The organism is Peristeroidobacter soli, assembly GCF_004138485.1.
Taxonomy (GTDB): Bacteria; Pseudomonadota; Gammaproteobacteria; order Steroidobacterales; family Steroidobacteraceae; genus Steroidobacter; species Steroidobacter soli.
On record NZ_RYEV01000006.1, the window covers coordinates 695,502 to 711,427 of the forward strand.

General features: G+C 62.1%; 11 protein-coding genes. All 11 read left to right on the forward strand.

The genetic code is table 11. The features are described 5' to 3' along the window. The first annotated feature begins 5 nt into the window (after window positions 1-5). The 11 genes from kdpB (at window position 6) to EKO19_RS29340 (ending at window position 15,911) form a co-directional block, all read left to right on the forward strand. Window positions 6-2,150, forward strand: coding sequence for a potassium-transporting ATPase subunit KdpB (gene kdpB, locus EKO19_RS29290; protein ID WP_129780918.1), 2,145 nt, complete (start codon window positions 6-8; stop codon window positions 2,148-2,150). A gap of 10 nt (window positions 2,151-2,160) precedes the next feature. Continuing rightward, on the forward strand, window positions 2,161-2,736 hold the full coding sequence (gene kdpC / locus EKO19_RS29295) for a potassium-transporting ATPase subunit KdpC (protein WP_129780919.1): 576 nt from the start codon (window positions 2,161-2,163) through the stop codon (window positions 2,734-2,736). 55 nt (window positions 2,737-2,791) lie between these two features. Next, window positions 2,792-5,488, forward strand: coding sequence for a sensor histidine kinase (locus EKO19_RS29300; protein WP_217705686.1), 2,697 nt, complete (start codon window positions 2,792-2,794; stop codon window positions 5,486-5,488). Beyond that, window positions 5,485-6,183, forward strand: a complete 699-nt coding sequence (locus EKO19_RS29305; RefSeq protein WP_129780921.1) for a response regulator — start codon at window positions 5,485-5,487, stop codon at window positions 6,181-6,183. The genes EKO19_RS29300 and EKO19_RS29305 overlap by 4 nt, the downstream gene beginning before the upstream one ends. A gap of 260 nt (window positions 6,184-6,443) precedes the next feature. Continuing rightward, a complete protein-coding gene (locus EKO19_RS29310) occupies window positions 6,444-6,986 on the forward strand; it encodes a glycosyltransferase family protein (protein WP_129780922.1) in 543 nt (180 codons plus the stop codon). A gap of 172 nt (window positions 6,987-7,158) precedes the next feature. After that, window positions 7,159-7,683 carry an RNA polymerase sigma factor gene (locus tag EKO19_RS29315; protein ID WP_157995491.1) on the forward strand — a complete coding sequence of 175 codons (525 nt, stop codon included), beginning with the start codon at window positions 7,159-7,161 and terminating at the stop codon, window positions 7,681-7,683. Then, the gene (locus EKO19_RS29320) at window positions 7,680-8,777 is read left to right on the forward strand and encodes a FecR family protein (RefSeq protein WP_129780924.1); all 1,098 of its coding nucleotides are present in this window, start codon (window positions 7,680-7,682) and stop codon (window positions 8,775-8,777) included. Before EKO19_RS29315 ends, EKO19_RS29320 begins: the two co-directional genes overlap by 4 nt. A gap of 104 nt (window positions 8,778-8,881) precedes the next feature. Continuing rightward, entirely contained in the window at window positions 8,882-11,437 is a 2,556-nt protein-coding gene (locus EKO19_RS29325) for a TonB-dependent siderophore receptor (RefSeq protein ID WP_157995492.1), read from the forward strand. Between the two features lie 83 nt (window positions 11,438-11,520). Further along, window positions 11,521-12,717: an alpha/beta hydrolase-fold protein gene (locus tag EKO19_RS29330; RefSeq protein ID WP_129780926.1), complete on the forward strand. Its 1,197-nt coding sequence runs from the start codon at window positions 11,521-11,523 to the stop codon at window positions 12,715-12,717. Window positions 12,718-12,729: 12 nt separating this feature from the next. After that, window positions 12,730-14,217, forward strand: coding sequence for a serine hydrolase domain-containing protein (locus EKO19_RS29335; protein WP_129780927.1), 1,488 nt, complete (start codon window positions 12,730-12,732; stop codon window positions 14,215-14,217). Continuing rightward, window positions 14,214-15,911, forward strand: a complete 1,698-nt coding sequence (locus tag EKO19_RS29340) for an N-acyl-D-amino-acid deacylase family protein (protein WP_217705687.1) — start codon at window positions 14,214-14,216, stop codon at window positions 15,909-15,911. Before EKO19_RS29335 ends, EKO19_RS29340 begins: the two co-directional genes overlap by 4 nt. Window positions 15,912-15,926: the final 15 nt, after the last annotated feature.

Here is a 15,926-nt window from a genome sequence, read left to right on the forward strand (position 1 = left end):
CAATCATGGTTACGCAAGCAAAAGTCGTAGATAACAAGTCCGATCAGGTTGCTCCGGCAGCCGAGGGCGCGGGCCCGGGAGTGCCGCGCCCTGCGGCAAAGTATGTGACCGGTGCGATTCTTCGCTCGGCCATCGTCGATTCGTTCCGTAAGCTCGATCCGCGAGTGCAGGTACGAAACCCGGTGATGTTCGTGGTGTTCATCGGCAGCATCTTCACGACGATCATCGGCGTCGGCGCGGCTGCGGGTGCGATCGAAGGCGCTGGACGTCCAGGATTCATCCTGGCGATCGCGGCCTGGTTGTGGTTGACCGTGTTGTTTGCAAACTTCGCCGAAGCGCTGGCCGAGGGACGCGGCAAGGCGCAGGCCGCGACGCTGCGGTCGATGCGCAAGAACACCTATGCCAAGAAGATTACCGCCAGCAATCGCACCGACTACAAGTCGGTCGAGGCCAGCACGCTCAGTCGGGGCGATCTGGTGCTGGTGGAAACCGGCGACACCATTCCCGCCGACGGCGAGATCATCGAAGGTGTGGCCTCGGTGAATGAAAGCGCGGTGACTGGCGAGTCCGCGCCGGTGTTGCGTGAAGCGGGCGGCGACTTCTCGTCGGTGACCGGTGGCACGCGGGTGCTGTCCGATTGGATCGTCGTGCGTGTCACGGCGAGGGAAGGCGAAGGGTTCCTCGATCGCATGATCGCGATGGTCGAAGGCGCCAAGCGCGGCAAGACGCCGAACGAGATCGCGTTGTCCATTCTGCTCGCAATGCTCACGTTGGTGTTCCTGCTTGCCACGGGCACACTCGCGCCGTTCTCGCAGTTCGCAGTCGATGCGGCCGGGCAGGGCTCCGTGGTGACGCTCACTGTGCTGGTCGCGCTGTTGGTGTGTTTGATTCCAACGACCATTGGTGCATTGCTGTCCGCGATTGGTATCGCCGGCATGGATCGCATGGTGCGCGCGAATGTGATTGCGACCTCGGGCCGTGCAGTGGAAGCAGCGGGTGACGTCGACGTGCTGCTGCTGGATAAGACCGGCACGATCACATTGGGCGATCGTCAGGCGTCGGCGTTCGTGCCGGCGCCCGGCGTCACTGAGCAGGAACTGGCGGACGTGGCGCAACTGGCCTCGCTCGCGGATGAAACGCCGGAAGGCCGCTCCATCGTGGTGTTGGCCAAGCAGAAGTTCCAACTGCGCGGCCGCGACCTCGCCAACACGATACACACCTTCCACAAGTTCTCGGCGCAGTCGCGCATGAGCGGCGTCGATCTGGAAGGGCGCATGCTGCGCAAGGGCGCAGCGGATGCCATCCGGAAGTTCGTCGAAGAGCAGGGTGGCGTTTGGCCGGGCAAGCTGAGCGAGTCGGTGGATACGATCGCGCGTCGCGGTGCGACGCCAATTGTCGTCGCCGATGGTAAGCGTGTGCTGGGTGTAATCGAGCTGCGCGACGTAGTGAAAGGTGGCATTCGCGAGCGCTTCGCCGAGCTGCGCCAGATGGGCATCAAGACCATCATGGTCACGGGTGACAATCGGCTCACTGCCGCCGCGATTGCTGCTGAAGCAGGGGTGGATGATTTCCTCGCGGAAGCCACGCCGGAAAAGAAGCTCGCGCTGATTCGCAGCAATCAAAGCGAAGGCCGGTTGGTCGCGATGTGCGGCGACGGCACCAACGATGCTCCCGCGCTGGCGCAAGCCGACGTGGCCGTGGCGATGAACACGGGCACGCAGGCCGCGAAGGAAGCGGGCAACATGGTCGACCTCGACTCCAATCCGACCAAGCTGATCGAGATCGTCGACGTCGGCAAACAAATGTTGGTGACGCGCGGTGCGTTGACGACGTTCTCCATCGCCAATGACGTCGCCAAGTACTTCGCGATCATTCCCGCGGCCTTTGCGGCGACCTACCCGTCGCTGAACGCGCTCAACGTCATGGGACTGGAAAGTCCCGAGAGCGCAATCCTGTCGGCAGTGATCTTCAACGCCGTCGTTATCGTGTTCCTGGTGCCGCTGGCTCTGCGCGGCGTGAAAACTCGTGCCGCGTCCGCAGCGCATTTGCTGCAGCGGAATCTGTTGATCTACGGCGTTGGCGGCCTGATTGTGCCGTTCATCGGCATCAAGATCATCGACCTGTTACTCGTAGCCTTCGGGCTGGTTTGAGGCACATATCATGAGTGAACTTCGTCCTGCATTGGTGTCGTTCCTGTTGCTGACGGTGATTACCGGCGGGGTTTATCCCCTGGTGGTCACCGGCGTCGGGCAGGCTGTGTTCTCCGACGCGGCCAATGGCAGCCTGATCGGGGAGGGTGACAGGCTGATCGGGTCTCGTCTGATCGGTCAGCCGTTCTCGGATCCGAAGTACTTCTTCGGCCGTCCGTCCGCGACAGCGCCGCAGCCGTATAACGGCGCGGCGTCGAGCGGCTCCAATCAGGGCCCGACCAACCCGGCGCTCGCGAGCGCCATTACCGATCGAGTCGCGGCATTGCGCGCCTTGGATCCGGAGAACAAGGCGCCTGTCCCGATCGACCTGGTGACTGCATCGGGCAGTGGCCTCGATCCGCACATCTCGCCGGCGGCTGCGGAATATCAGGTTCCTCGCGTGGCCCGGGTGCGTGAGCGACCGGAAGCCGAGATTCGCGCGTTGGTTGAAGAGGCCACAGAAGGCCGCACGCTGGGGATTCTCGGCGAGCCTCGCGTGAACGTGTTGCTGCTCAATCTCGCGCTGGACGGAAAGAAGGCGGGCTGATGTTTCGAGCCGATCCCGATGAAGGATATGTCGATGTAAATACAGGTGCCTGGTGATGGAGTCGCGTCCTGATCCCGATCAATTGCTGGCCTCCGTGCAAGCGGCGGAAGCCAAGGCTCGGCGCGGCAAGCTGAGAATCTTCTTCGGCGGCGCGGCCGGCGTCGGCAAGACCTATTCGATGCTCGAAGCGGCGCGTAATGCGCATGCGTCGGGCATCGAGATCGTCGTCGGTTACGTCGAGCCCCACGGACGCGCCGAAACCGAACGGCTGTTGGACGGTCTGGAACAAATTCCGATGCTGCCGGTACGTTATCGCGGCATCACCCGGCGCGAGTTCGATCTCGACGCCGCCCTACGCCGGCGACCGGCGATCATGCTGGTCGACGAACTGGCGCATTCGAACCTGATCGAGGGTGAGCCGCCGCCGCGCCATGCCAAGCGCTGGCAGGACATCGAAGAACTGCTGGACGCTGGCATCGATGTGTGGACGACCGTCAACGTCCAGCATCTGGAGAGTCTCAACGACCTGGTGGCACAGATCACCGGCATCCGCCAACGCGAAACCATCCCGGATCGCATCTTCGATGAGGCCGACGAGGTGGAGTTGATCGACCTGCCTCCGGACGATCTGTTGCAACGTCTGAAAACGGGCAAGATCTATATCGAAGAGCACGCACGGACGGCGATCGATCGCTTTTTTCGCAAATCGAACCTGATTGCGCTGCGTGAACTGTCGTTGCGTCGCATGGCGGATCGGGTCGATGCTTCGGCGCGTGCCGCCGCCGCCGTGGATCGCGCATCGCGGGCCTGGATGGCGCGCGATCGACTGCTCGTTGCCATTGGTCCCGACGACCAAGCCGAACAGGTCGTGCGCGCCGGCAAGAGGTTGGCCGATGCTCTCGACGCGCCGTGGTCGGTGGTCTATGTGGAAACACCCGACCTGCTCAAACTCTCTCAGCAGGAACGCAATCGACGCATCGATCTGCTCAGGCTCGGAGAGTCGCTGGGGGCCGAGACCGTGACGTTGGATGGGCCCACGGCGGCACGCGCGCTGGTCGAATACGCAGCCACTCGAAACGCTACAAAAATCCTTGTCGGCGCGGCCAAGCGCCGTGGCTGGCGAGCCTGGCTGCGACCGTCGACGACGACCGAGCTTGCGCGCCAGGCTCGCGGCTTCGATGTGATGACCGTGGGTGTGATGGACCAGCGTACCGAAACACATCGAACGCAGCGACGCGACCAGGATATCGATAGTACGCGTGTCATCCATTGGGACCGCTATGGTTGGGCATTACTCATCGCAGCGATCTGCACGCTGATTGCTTTTGCGATGTATGAGCGCTTCGAGCCGACCAATCTCGTGATGGTCTATCTACTGGGCTCGACCGTCGCCGGACTGCGTTTTGGTCGCGGCCCAGCCGTGGTTTCGGCCGTCGCGAATGTCCTGTTGTTCGATTTCTGCTTCGTTCCGCCACGATTCGCGTTCTCCGTGATGGATGCGCAGTACCTGGTGACTTTTGCAGTCATGTTGATCGTGACTTTGGTGATCGCCAATCTGATGGCGAGCGTACGACAGCAGACGCGCGTGGCCGGGGCCCGAGAGCGGCGCACGTTTCTATTGTACGCGATGAGTCGTGAGTTGGCGGCGACGCGCGGCACTGATGCGATGGCGCGAGTGGCTGTGCGCCACGTCGCGGAAGTATTTCACTGCAAAGCAGTGGTGCTCTTGCCCGATGAGGCAGACAAACTACATTTGCCGCGACAGCAGCCCGAAGCGGGATCATTCGTTGGCGCCGATCTGTCGATCGCACAGTGGGTCTTGGATCACGGCCGCCGTGCCGGGCTCGGGTCGGACACATTGCCGGCGGCGCCGGCGCTGTATCTGCCGTTGGGCAGTGAAAGTCAGCGGCTCGGCGTGCTGGCCATTTTGCCCACGAACCCGCGGCGTGTGCTGTTGCCGGAGCAGCGCCACCTTTTGGAAACATTTGCCGGTCAGATCGGTCTCGCCGTGGAACGCGCCAGGTTGGCCGAGGCTGCGGAGGTGTCGCGGGTCGAGGCTGAAACAGAAAGTCTGCGCAATACACTGTTGGCTTCGATCTCCCACGACTTGCGCACACCGCTGTCAGTCATTGCCGGTGCCGCGAGCACGCTGGCTGAGCGTTCGGACAGCCTCGAGCCGGCCGAGCGAACGCGCTTGGTGCGCTCGGTCGAGAGCAAGGCCCGCGATATGGCCGAGCTCGTTTCGAACGTGCTCGACCTGATGCGTTTTGAGTCGGGCCGCCTCACATTGCATCGTGACTGGCAAACGCTCGACGATTTGATCGGGATGGCGTTGAGTCGCATGCAGGATCGCCTGAGACCGCGCCGTGTCGAACTACGCATACCCGAAGAGCTGCCGCCGGTTCATGTCGATGCCAATCTGATCGTGCAGGTGTTCGCCAACCTGCTCGATAACGTTGCCAAGTACACCGGCCCGCAGACGCAGGTCGTGATCTCGGCGGTTGCAACCGGCGACGGGATCGAAGTTACATTCGACGATGACGGCCCCGGCCTTCCGGTGCACGGCCGGGCGCGACTATTCGACAAATTCCAACGCGGCAGCGAGGAGGGCGCGACGATCGGTGCGGGCTTGGGTCTGGCGATTTGTCGTGCAATCTTGCGCGCGCATGGCGGCGAGATTGGCACGGGCGAACGACCGGGCGGCGGCGCGCGATTCATATTCACCCTGCCGATTCGAGAGAGCGGGTCATGACTCAAGCGCAGTATCGTGTGCTGGTCGTCGAGGATGAGCCCAGTATTCGTGACATTCTCCGTACGTTGCTGCAAACGGCGAACTATCGAGTCGTGGAGGCGGATACAGCGGCACGGGCCGAGATCGAAGCGCGCAGCCACAAGCCGGATCTCCTGATCGTGGATCTGGGGCTGCCGGACGCTGACGGTGAGGTGGTGATACGCAACGTGCGACAGTGGTCGCCTGTACCCATACTCGTGTTGTCGGCGCGCACGATGGAGGAACAAAAGATCGCCGCGCTCGACGCCGGTGCGGACGACTACGTCACGAAGCCCTTTAGCGCGCCAGAGCTGCTGGCACGAGCGCGAGCGGCCCTGCGTCGGAACGCTCGTGGCGCTGAACAAACTGAGATATTGAAGCTGGGCGATCTCACGATCGATCTGGGCCAGCGCCTGGCTACCACGACTCACGGTCCCGTACACTTCACGCCGATGGAGTTTCGCGTCCTGCAATGCCTGGCCAGAGAGCCTGGCAGGATTGTCACTCAGAATCGTCTCGTCGCCGAGGTTTGGGGGCCGGATCGCGAAAGCGACACGCGCAGCTTGCGAGTCGTCGTCAAGAATATCCGACAGAAGATCGAACCCGATCCGGCGCGGCCGTGCTATCTGGTCACTGAAGCGGGTGTCGGCTACCGATTGGTTGCGCCGGCGCGCTGAATAGCAGGTCCACGCGGCTCAAAATCTTCACACGATTTTGTCTGGGCGGCGCAGCTTCGATCCGTCACGCTTGAGTCATGAAGATCGCTCAGGTCGTGGCTGCCACGGGCGCCGAGGGGAATCCGCGCGATATTGAACGGCTGGCGGATTATTTGACGACTCAGCTAGCGGCAGCTGAGCACGAGGTCGTACTTCTTACCTGCGTTTCGTCCACCGCGTCGGTATTCTCACAGCGCCGGCGCCGATCGCCTCTCGGTCCGATGCCCAACTCATTGGATGGATTGATCGCCGAGCACAGTAAGTTCGACATCATTCATCTGCACGGCAATATCCACCGCTTATCTGCCTTGCACTCCATCGCGACGCCCATCGTTGCCACGATGTACTCGCATCCTTCCGCGTCCATGCTCGCGGTGCGTGCGGTGCTGCCCGAACCTGCGCTGGTGGCCCTCACCGAACATCAGCGGACGTTGTTCAAGGGATTGCGCTGGCATGAAACCATCTTGCCGGGATTGCCGGAGCGCTTGCACCCATTCCATGTCGATGGCGGGCGCTATCTTGCTCATGTGGGGTCAGTGAAGTCAGTGACTGCCATGCGGCGCGCAGTCGAGGTCGCATTGCTCAGCGGACGGCCGCTGAGAATCGCCGGGCGCATTCTCGGTCGTGAGATACGCGAGCTTGAACAGCAGCTGGCGCCGTTATCGGCGGCTGCTGGAATCATTCCTGCGTCGGGCGGACGAGAGGCGATCGAAAGCATTGTCCGTCGACGTAGCTCGCTCGATTACATCGACGCCGCAAGCTAGCCTACGATGGTGAACTCGCACCGTACCGGTCTGCCGCGCAAGCATGCCGGCTATGCGCTGTTCGTCATTTGCCGAGCGGCTCCGCCTGATACCGATCTGCCGCTCCCCATTACCCATTTTTCTTCCCCGAACGCTCTTATGCCGTGGCAAAGTGTGTGCGCCGACCAAGACTATGAGCCATCCGGATCGACCGAGTTATGTCGCTGCCATCGCTGACCGTTACGGCCGGCGGTTGCGGCGATTCCTGTCAGTGCGCCTGCGAAACGCGGCCGAAGTGCCGGATCTGGCGCAGGAAGTGTTCCTGCGGCTGCTGCGATTCGAGGATCACGGCAACATCAAGAATCCGGAAGCCTACCTGTTCACGGTTGCAAGCCACGTCATTCATCAGCATGCGGTGCGCCGCGCGGCTGCGCCGATCATGCTGGACCTTACCGACCTCACGGGGGACTTGCAGGCGCAGTCGAGCGACGATCCGCAGCACAGTGCCGAGCTATGGCAACGAGTGGATGCGTTGCAGGAGTTGTTGAAAGAGTTGCCGCCGCGGCTGGCGACGACACTGGTACTGGCCAAGATCGGCGAGCATTCGCTCGAAGAGATTGCGGCGGAGCTGGGCGTGTCGCGCGAGAGCGTGAAGAAGTATCTGGCCAGGGCACTGCAGTTCTGTCGGGAGCGATCGCTGGATTTGGGCACGCCATGAGCACACGTAACAGCACTGTCGGCAACAGTCAGATCGCCGCGGAGGCGTCCGAGTGGTTCGTGAGCTTTCGCTATGACGAACTGAGCGACGATGACCGTCGCCGCTTCGATCAGTGGCTGCGCCGCTCGCCGGAACACATCGAGGCCTATCTGGACATCGCCGGCGTCTGGACCGAACTGCCCGGGAAAGAGGCGCGTGGACTGGTCGATATCGAAGCCCTTGTCGGATATGCCAGGCAGAGCACTGCTGAGGTGGTGCCGTTGGGAGCCGCCGTGAGCAGGCAACTGCTCGAGCGCAGGCGAACGACGCGTTGGCCCGCATTGGCCGCCTCGATGGCGGCGGCATGCTTGCTCGTGAGCAGCATGGTCTGGATCGTCTCCGAGGCTCGACACACCTATCGCACCGGCATCGGCGAGCAGCGCTCCATCACGTTGGAGGATGGCTCGACCGTGGACTTGAACGCCCGGTCGAGGATCAAGGTCGCCTACACCGAGGAGCAACGCACCGTCGAGCTGGTCAGCGGTCAGGCGCTGTTTCAAGTCGCCAAAAATGCCGCGCGGCCATTCATCGTCCGCAGCCGTGATGTGCAGGTTCGAGCGGTAGGGACACGCTTCGATGTCTACCGTAAAGACAGCGGCACCGTCGTCACTGTCGTCGAAGGAAAAGTCGCGGTGACGCATGCCGAGACCGATGCGAGCGGGGCGGCTACCACGCTCGACGTGAGCCGCCCGTCCGAAGTCGCGCGTGCGACGAACGGATTGCTGTACCTCTCGGCAGGCGAGCAAATTTCGCTGGTAGCTCAGGCAACGGTTCCACAGACCCCGAAGCGAGCCGACGTCGAAGTTGCCACCGCGTGGACGCAGAAGAAGCTCATGTTCGAATCGACGCCATTGTCGGAGGTCGCCGAAGAGTTCAATCGTTACAACCGGCGGGCGCTCGTCATCGGCGATGAGCAGCTGGGTCGGCTCGGCATCAGCGGCGTGTATTCCTCGACCGATCCAGGCTCGCTGCTGCGCTTCCTGCGCGAAGTGCCTGGCGTGCGAATCATCGAAACGGATAAGGAGATTCGTATAGTTCGCGCCTCCGCGCCCTGAGCCGCTTACCCATTCTTCGCGTGGCAACGCTCTACCACTCCCTGAAGCCAGCGCCGCTTTGCGCTTCGGCCACAAAAAGCCCACTCATGGGCTGGGGAGCGTTGATGCGTACTACGATCGCCGTTACGGCCTTGGGTTTGTCCATGGTCGGAATCACCATTGCCGAGAATGTGACCGCAGCCGTCCGGAAGCCCACTGACATCACCGAACAACCGCTGACGAGCGCGTTGAAAACATTGGCGGATGAGCGCGACTTTCAGATTTTGTATGTGGCCGACACGGTGGGTGACGCGAAGAGCGGTGGGGTGCGCGGTGATTTGACGGTGCTGGAAGCGCTCGACGAGTTGCTGAAAGGCACAGGCCGCACGTATCGAGTGCTCGATGAGCAGACTGTGATGATTGCGCAGGCCGAAGTGCCGGCGTCGCGTTCGGAGTCATGGCGGAAAATGTCCACCCACTCGGAATCGACGGGCGCGGAGCCGATCGGCGACACCGCGTCCAACCGTGGCAAGGCGGAAGATGCCGCGACCATCGAAACGGTCAATGTGTTCGGCACGTTGGACAATGAGCTGAGCGTTGGATCCAAGTCCGGCCTGTCGCTGCGTGAGACGCCCAAGTCGGTGACCTTGGTCACGCGCGAGCGCATCGAGGCGCAGAATCTCACCTCGCTGGTCGACGCCATGAATCAAACAACAGGCGTGACCGTGGCCAATTACAGCCCGGTGAGCAATGCCTATTTCTCGCGCGGTTTCGCGGTTCAAACCATTCAGCTGGATGGCGGCGCGCCGGCTTTTCTCGGCGGTTTCGGCTCCTTTCTGACGCCTGACACGGCTGAGTTCGATCACGTCGAGATGTTGCGCGGTGTGGACGGCATGTACAGCGGTGCCGGTGAGCCCGGCGGTGTCATCAATCTCGTGCGTAAGCGCGCCAAGGCCACGCCTGCCGTGAACGTCAGCATGTCGGCCGGCAGTTGGGATAGCTATCGCGGCGAGATCGATGTAACCGGCGCGCTCGCGCAGGACGGTCGGCTGCGCGGTCGCGCAGTGGGCGCTTACGAAAACAAATCCTATTTCTATAGAAACGCGGAATCCGACAAAAGGCTCGGGTTCGCGACGATCGAGTACGACCTGACGCCGACCACGTTGCTGATCGCCGGCGGCACCTATGAAAGACGCAAGGAGGATGGCTATACCAATCGCGGCCTGCCGCGCTACTCCAATGGCGCCGATCTGCAGCTTGGCCCCGAGACATCATTGACGCCGAAGTGGAGCCACTGGTACTCGACGACCAAAGAGATGTTCGCGCGTGCGGAGCAGTCCTACGGCACCTCCGGCGTTCTGAAGTTGAATTTCACGCGACTCGAGGAGAGCAGCGACTCCTCTTACATGTACGCATTCGGTGCGATCAATCCGCTCACTCTGACGGGCGCTCAAGTGCGTGCCTTCGGTGACGAATACAGCGCGCAGCAGGAATTGCTGGACCTGTCCGCCAGCGGTAAGTTCACGCTGTTCGGTCGGGAGCATCGTTACACCATTGGCACGGACTATTCGCGCATCGACGGCGGCGGCCAGAAGCTCTACTTCCTGACCGGTTATGCACCTTTCGGTACCACCTATGGGGCGGTCGACCTGTTCAATTTCGATCCGAACTTGTATCCGCAGACCGCACCGGTGCTGCGTGGCCTCTACCCGGTCAACCAGCAATCGCAGAATGGCTTCTACGGCACCATCGGCATCCAGTTGGCGGATCCGCTGCGACTCACGCTCGGCGGGCGCTACGGCACCTTCCGGTTCGATCAGGTGTATCAGCCGGTGACGGCCGCGACCGGAGCGTTCGGCACACCGTCGGTCACTCGCTATGACGACAGCAAGTTCATCCCGAGCGTCGCGTTGAGTTGGGAGTTCGCCTCGGACTGGTCGGCCTACGCAAGTTATGCGGAGACGTACAAGGTACAGGCCAACCTGCTGCGGGGGCCGTTGCCCGGCACCCCGCTGGACCCGATTACCGGTGGTGGTCTGGAACTGGGCGTGAAGGGCGAGCTACTGGGCGTTCTCAATGTCTCCGCTGCCGTTTATCAAATCGTTCGCGAGAACCAGGGCGTGCAGGATCTCGCTTATCCGCCCGCCAACATCACCGGCAACGGTAGCAGCTGCTGTTACGTGCAACAGCAGGACATCACCAGCGAAGGCTTCGATGCGGAGATCAGCGGCACTGTGCTGCCAGGCTGGCAGATGTTCGGCGGCTACACTTACAACAAGCACAAGTCTGAAGGCGGTACGGCCAGCACGGTCTACTCCAGTGGTGCCTACTATCTCGACAGAACGCCGCGCCACATGGTCAAGCTGTGGACGACATGGCAGCTGCCGAACGCGCTATCTCGTTGGACGGTCAACGGCGGCGTGGTGTGGCAGACGGACACGTCGGTCTCGGGCACGGTCGTCACCGACACCGCGACCAACGTACCGTTCACTTTCACGCAAGCGGGCTATGCGTTGTTGAACGCGTCGGTTCAGTATCGCCTCACCGACAATCTGACGCTGGGCCTGTACGGCGACAATTTGCTCGACAAGACCTACTACCGGGTCATCAGCAACAGCATTACCGATAACTACTACGGCGCACCCCGCAGTTTCGTCTTCACGCTGCGCGGTCAGTGGTAACGACTCGCTAGTCGATCGGCCTTGTTGGAGCGGCCAGGTGGTCTCGCCTGGTCGCTCATCACGCAACTGCTGGAATCTTCACCATGATGAGATGGTTGGCGGTCGTGCTGTCGGTCTGTTGGGTCGGCGCGCTGCATCCTGCGGGTGCGGCGCCGTTGGATGGCAGCATTGCAATTGGCAGCAGCGCCACCGTGTGGTCGGAGGATTTGCAGGAGCAGCGGCGCATCCTCATCGCTCTGCCACCGCACTACCGGGAATCCGCCAAGGCGTACCCCGTGTTGTATGTGCTCGATGCCGAGACTCAGTTCCATACGGTCACCGGCGCTGTGCAATCGCTGGCGACGTTCAGCGAACGCATTCCGGAAATGATCGTCATCGGAGTCACCAACACGCTGCGCTCGCGGGATCTGACGCCGCGTAGCGAGTCGGCCGTGGACCTGAAGTACGTTCCGGAATCGGGCGGGGCGGATTCGTTCCTGCGGTTTCTGCACGAAGAGTTGCAGCCCTGGGTGGCCGCGCGGTATCGCACGCAGCCGTACCGAATTCTGTGGGGACATTCGTACGGCGGCCTGTTCAGTACTTATGCATTGCTCACTCGCCCCGAGACTTTCGATGCGTACCTGGCCGTCAGCCCGGCGCTGCAGTGGAATTCACAGGCGCTGCCGAAGCGCTTCGCAGGCGCCCCTACCAAACGCAGCGGCGGCTATTTGTTTCTAAGCTGGGGCGACAACGAGCCACTGATCCGCCCCGCGACCGAGCAGCTCGTTGCGATCTTGACGGCGCATCCGCGCGCCGGCCTGCGCTGGGATCACCGCTACTACCCTGGCGAGGATCATCGCAGCACGCCGCATCGAAGTATCTACGACGCGTTGGAATTGTTATTCGCTGGCTGGTATCTGCCGTCGCGGCGGGAGGGCAAGGACGTCCAGTACAGTTTCGTCGAGGTAGATGCGCACTACACGGCGTTGTCCAAGCGCTTCGGATTCTCGATGACGCCACCGGCTCGCGTGCTCATCAACATCAGTCAGGGCATGCTCAAGAACAACGATGTCGTTGGAGCGATGACACAGCTGCAGCGTGCTGTGCGTGAGTATCCATATGTCGCCGATGCGCATTGGGCATTAGGCGATGCGCTAGCTGCGCAGAAGGAAGTAGCCGCGGCTCGTATTTCCTACGGCAATGCCTTGCGTGCCGCCGTCGAGGACGACGCTGACAATGCCGAGCCGCTGCGGCGTTATCGACAAAAGTTGGACCAGCTCGACGCTGCAACGCTGCACTGATCGGAGTTCGAGATGTTACGGCTGAAATGCGTCGGGTATGCGTTGCTGTTGCTGGCGTCGATGGTGTCGGCCGATGCGTCGGCCAACGACAAGGATCGTTTCGCCGAGATTCGTGACTACATTCGAATGGGGCTCACTGAGCATGCCGTGCCGTCGATGTCGGTCGCGGTCGCGCAGGATGGCCACATCGTTTGGGAGGAAGGCTTCGGCTGGGCGGACCGTGAACGGCGCGTAGCAGCCACCGCGCACACGGTTTACAGCTTGGCGTCGATTTCCAAACCGATCACGGCGACGGCGCTCATGACGCTGGTTCAGGCGGGCAAGGTCGATCTGGATCGGCCTGCCAATGACTACTTAGGCATGGCGAAACTCCGCGCGCGTGTCGGGAACGCCGATGCAGCTACTGTCCGCCGTCTCGCCAACCACACATCAGGTCTGCCGGAGCATGCCCAATACTTCTTCGCTGATGAGCGTGGGCTGCCGCCGTCACGGGACGTGACGATCTTGCGCTATGGCAACTTGGTGACCGCCCCTGGTGAGAATTATCAATACTCGAATCTTGGCTATGGCGTACTGGACTACGTGATCCAACGAACGTCGGGCCGGAGCTTCGCTGAGTATCTGCGGACGGCGGTCTTTCTGCCGCTCGGCATGACGCGCTCGTCTCTCGATGTGGAACCCAGGCTCGCACCGTTCGTTGCCACGCGCTACGACGACGCCGGCGCGCCATTGCCGGCTTACTCGTTCGATCACCCTGGCGCTTCGGCGGTGTTTGCCAGCGCGCATGATCTGGTGCGCTTTGGAATGTTTCATCTCAAAGCGCATCTGCCAGACCAGCGAGCCATTCTCCCGGACGCCGCGATCGATGAGATGCATCGGCCGACAGCAACTGCAGCCGACAAAAACTACGGCATCGGCTTCATGGTCCAGCAAAGAAATGGCTATCGGATGGTCTCTCATTCGGGAAGCATGAATGGTGTTGCTACCGATCTGCGGCTGTTCCCAGCGCAGCACCTGGCCATCGTCGTGCTCAGCAATTCCAATTCGACTCGCAACGATCGCTGGGTCGCCAGCACCGCTGAGCGAATCGCCGCTGTGATGCTGCCGAAGTGGCAACTCGCCAGCCCCAAAGTATGGCCGTCGGTGCCTCCTTTCGTAGCGCCAGCCAGCTTGCTCGGCACATGGCGCGGCAAGCTGTCTACGTACGTGGCGGACGTACCGGTGGAGCTACGGTTCCTGCCAGATGGCCAGGTGCAGGCGACGGTTGGCAATCAAGCGCCGATGCTGCTCGATCGCGCGCAGATGAAAGAAGGTGTGTTGCTCGGGCGTTTGGCGGCAACCGTAGGCACGCCGGATACGTTGCGTGCGCCGAGCGACTTGTTGTACCTGACCTTGCGCCCGCGAGGCGACGTACTCAACGGTTCCGCCATGGCCTACGCCGCCAGCGGCAATCGTACCCATTTCGGTCTGTCGCACTGGCTGGAGCTGACGCGTCAATGAAAGCGTCGTATTTCTTTTGGATGTCGGTGCTGTTGACTGCGGCGACGAGCGCGGCTGGGAGGCCTGCCTTCGATTTGCTGGTTCGTGGCGGCACCATCTACGACGGTTCAGGCGGGGAGGCCTTCGTTGGCGACGTCGGCGTGCGGAACGATCGCATCGTCTATGTCGGGCCGCGAGCCAAAGGGGGCGCGACTCAGGTCATCGAAGCGCGAGGCAAAGCGGTGGCTCCGGGTTTCATCAACGGCATGAGTCACGCGACTTTCACCTTGGTGTCCGATGGCACGGCACAGAGCGATTTGCGCCAAGGCGTGACGCTCGAAATTCTGGGCGAGGGCAGCACGGCCGGGCCGTTGAACGAGGCGTTGTTGGCAGAGGTGCGTGCCGATCCGCGTCAGCAAGCGGCATTCAGATGGCAGTCGCTGGGCGAGTATCTGACCGGCCTGGAAGCAAAGGGAGTGTCGGTGAACTTCGCCAGCTGGGTCGGCGCGACCACCGTGCGTCGCTATGTGCTTGGCGACGGCAACGTTGCACCCAGTTCTGAACAGCTCGAAGCAATGCGCGCGCTGGTCCGTTACGCCATGGAGGAGGGCGCGCTGGGCGTGGCGACTGCGCTGGGCTATCCACCGGCGATCTTCGCATCTACCGACGAGCTCGTTTCGCTGGCGAGCGAAGCAGGCAGATGCGGTGGCGCGTACGCAAGCCACATGCGCAATGAGGGCGATGCTCTGCTGGAGTCGCTGGACGAGTTCTTGCAGATCGCCCGACGCTCCGGTGCGCCAGCGACTGTGTTTCATCTCAAGGCGTCGGGGCAGGACAACTGGCCGAAGCTCGCGACAGCCTTGCAGAAAATTTCAGCTGCTCGCGCTCAAGGGCTACGCATCACGGCGAACATGTATCCGTACACAGCGTCGGCGACGGGATTGGCGGCGTCGGTGCCACCTTGGGTGCAAGAGGGCGGAGCGGTCGATTTCAAAAAACGACTTGCCGATCCTGCGATTCGTGCTCGTGTCATCGCGGAGATGCGAACGTCGAGTACCGCCTGGGATAACGAGATGCGTGCGGCGGGCGGTCCGTCGGGCGTGCTGCTTCGCTCGGGACGGACGCTTGCTGACGTAGCCAAAGCGCTCGGAGTGAGCGGCGAAGAGGCGTTGCTACGAATGATCGAGCAGGACGATGGGCGTCCCGGTGGTTTCTATTTCACGATGAGCGAGCCGAACCTGCGACAGCAGATGCTCCAGCCCTATGTCTTCTTCGGGTCCGATCTGCAGGCATTGTCGATCACGCCGCAGTCAGCCGGTAAAGGGGCGCATCCACGTGCGTACGGAACATTCGCACGAGTGCTGGCGAAGTACGTGCGCGACGAGAAGGTGCTCAGTCTCGCCGAGGCCGTGCGCCGACTGACCAGTCTGCCGGCCGCCAGCTATTCGATCGCCGATCGTGGCCGCGTGCGCAGGGGCTATTTCGCCGACCTGGTGGTGTTCGATCCCGGCGCTGTTCAAGACCAGGCCAGCTTCGACAGCCCGCATCGCTACGCGACCGGCGTTTCGCATGTCGTCGTCAACGGCGTACTGGCACTTGCGGATGGCGAGCTGACGGCGGCTCGTCCCGGACGAGCCGTGCGCGGTCGTGCCTGGACCGGTCATGCGGCGGGTGGCTGTCGTGCGGCGCCTGGCGATTGGGCTGAAGTGTATTGAAAGAAAGTGGAGTGA

Bases quoted from the DNA above. Each gene is read 5' to 3' on its own strand.
- EKO19_RS29305 (WP_129780921.1), top strand. From the start codon at position 5,485: ATGACTCAAGCGCAGTATCGTGTGCTGGTCGTCGAGGATGAGCCCAGT.
- EKO19_RS29320 (WP_129780924.1), top strand. From the start codon at position 7,680: ATGAGCACACGTAACAGCACTGTCGGCAACAGTCAGATCGCCGCGGAG.
- kdpB (WP_129780918.1), top strand. From the start codon at position 6: ATGGTTACGCAAGCAAAAGTCGTAGATAACAAGTCCGATCAGGTTGCT.
- EKO19_RS29310 (WP_129780922.1), top strand. From the start codon at position 6,444: ATGCCCAACTCATTGGATGGATTGATCGCCGAGCACAGTAAGTTCGAC.
- EKO19_RS29340 (WP_217705687.1), top strand. From the start codon at position 14,214: ATGAAAGCGTCGTATTTCTTTTGGATGTCGGTGCTGTTGACTGCGGCG.
- EKO19_RS29315 (WP_157995491.1), top strand. From the start codon at position 7,159: ATGAGCCATCCGGATCGACCGAGTTATGTCGCTGCCATCGCTGACCGT.
- EKO19_RS29335 (WP_129780927.1), top strand. From the start codon at position 12,730: ATGTTACGGCTGAAATGCGTCGGGTATGCGTTGCTGTTGCTGGCGTCG.
- kdpC (WP_129780919.1), top strand. From the start codon at position 2,161: ATGAGTGAACTTCGTCCTGCATTGGTGTCGTTCCTGTTGCTGACGGTG.
- EKO19_RS29325 (WP_157995492.1), top strand. From the start codon at position 8,882: ATGCGTACTACGATCGCCGTTACGGCCTTGGGTTTGTCCATGGTCGGA.
- EKO19_RS29330 (WP_129780926.1), top strand. From the start codon at position 11,521: ATGATGAGATGGTTGGCGGTCGTGCTGTCGGTCTGTTGGGTCGGCGCG.
- EKO19_RS29300 (WP_217705686.1), top strand. From the start codon at position 2,792: ATGGAGTCGCGTCCTGATCCCGATCAATTGCTGGCCTCCGTGCAAGCG.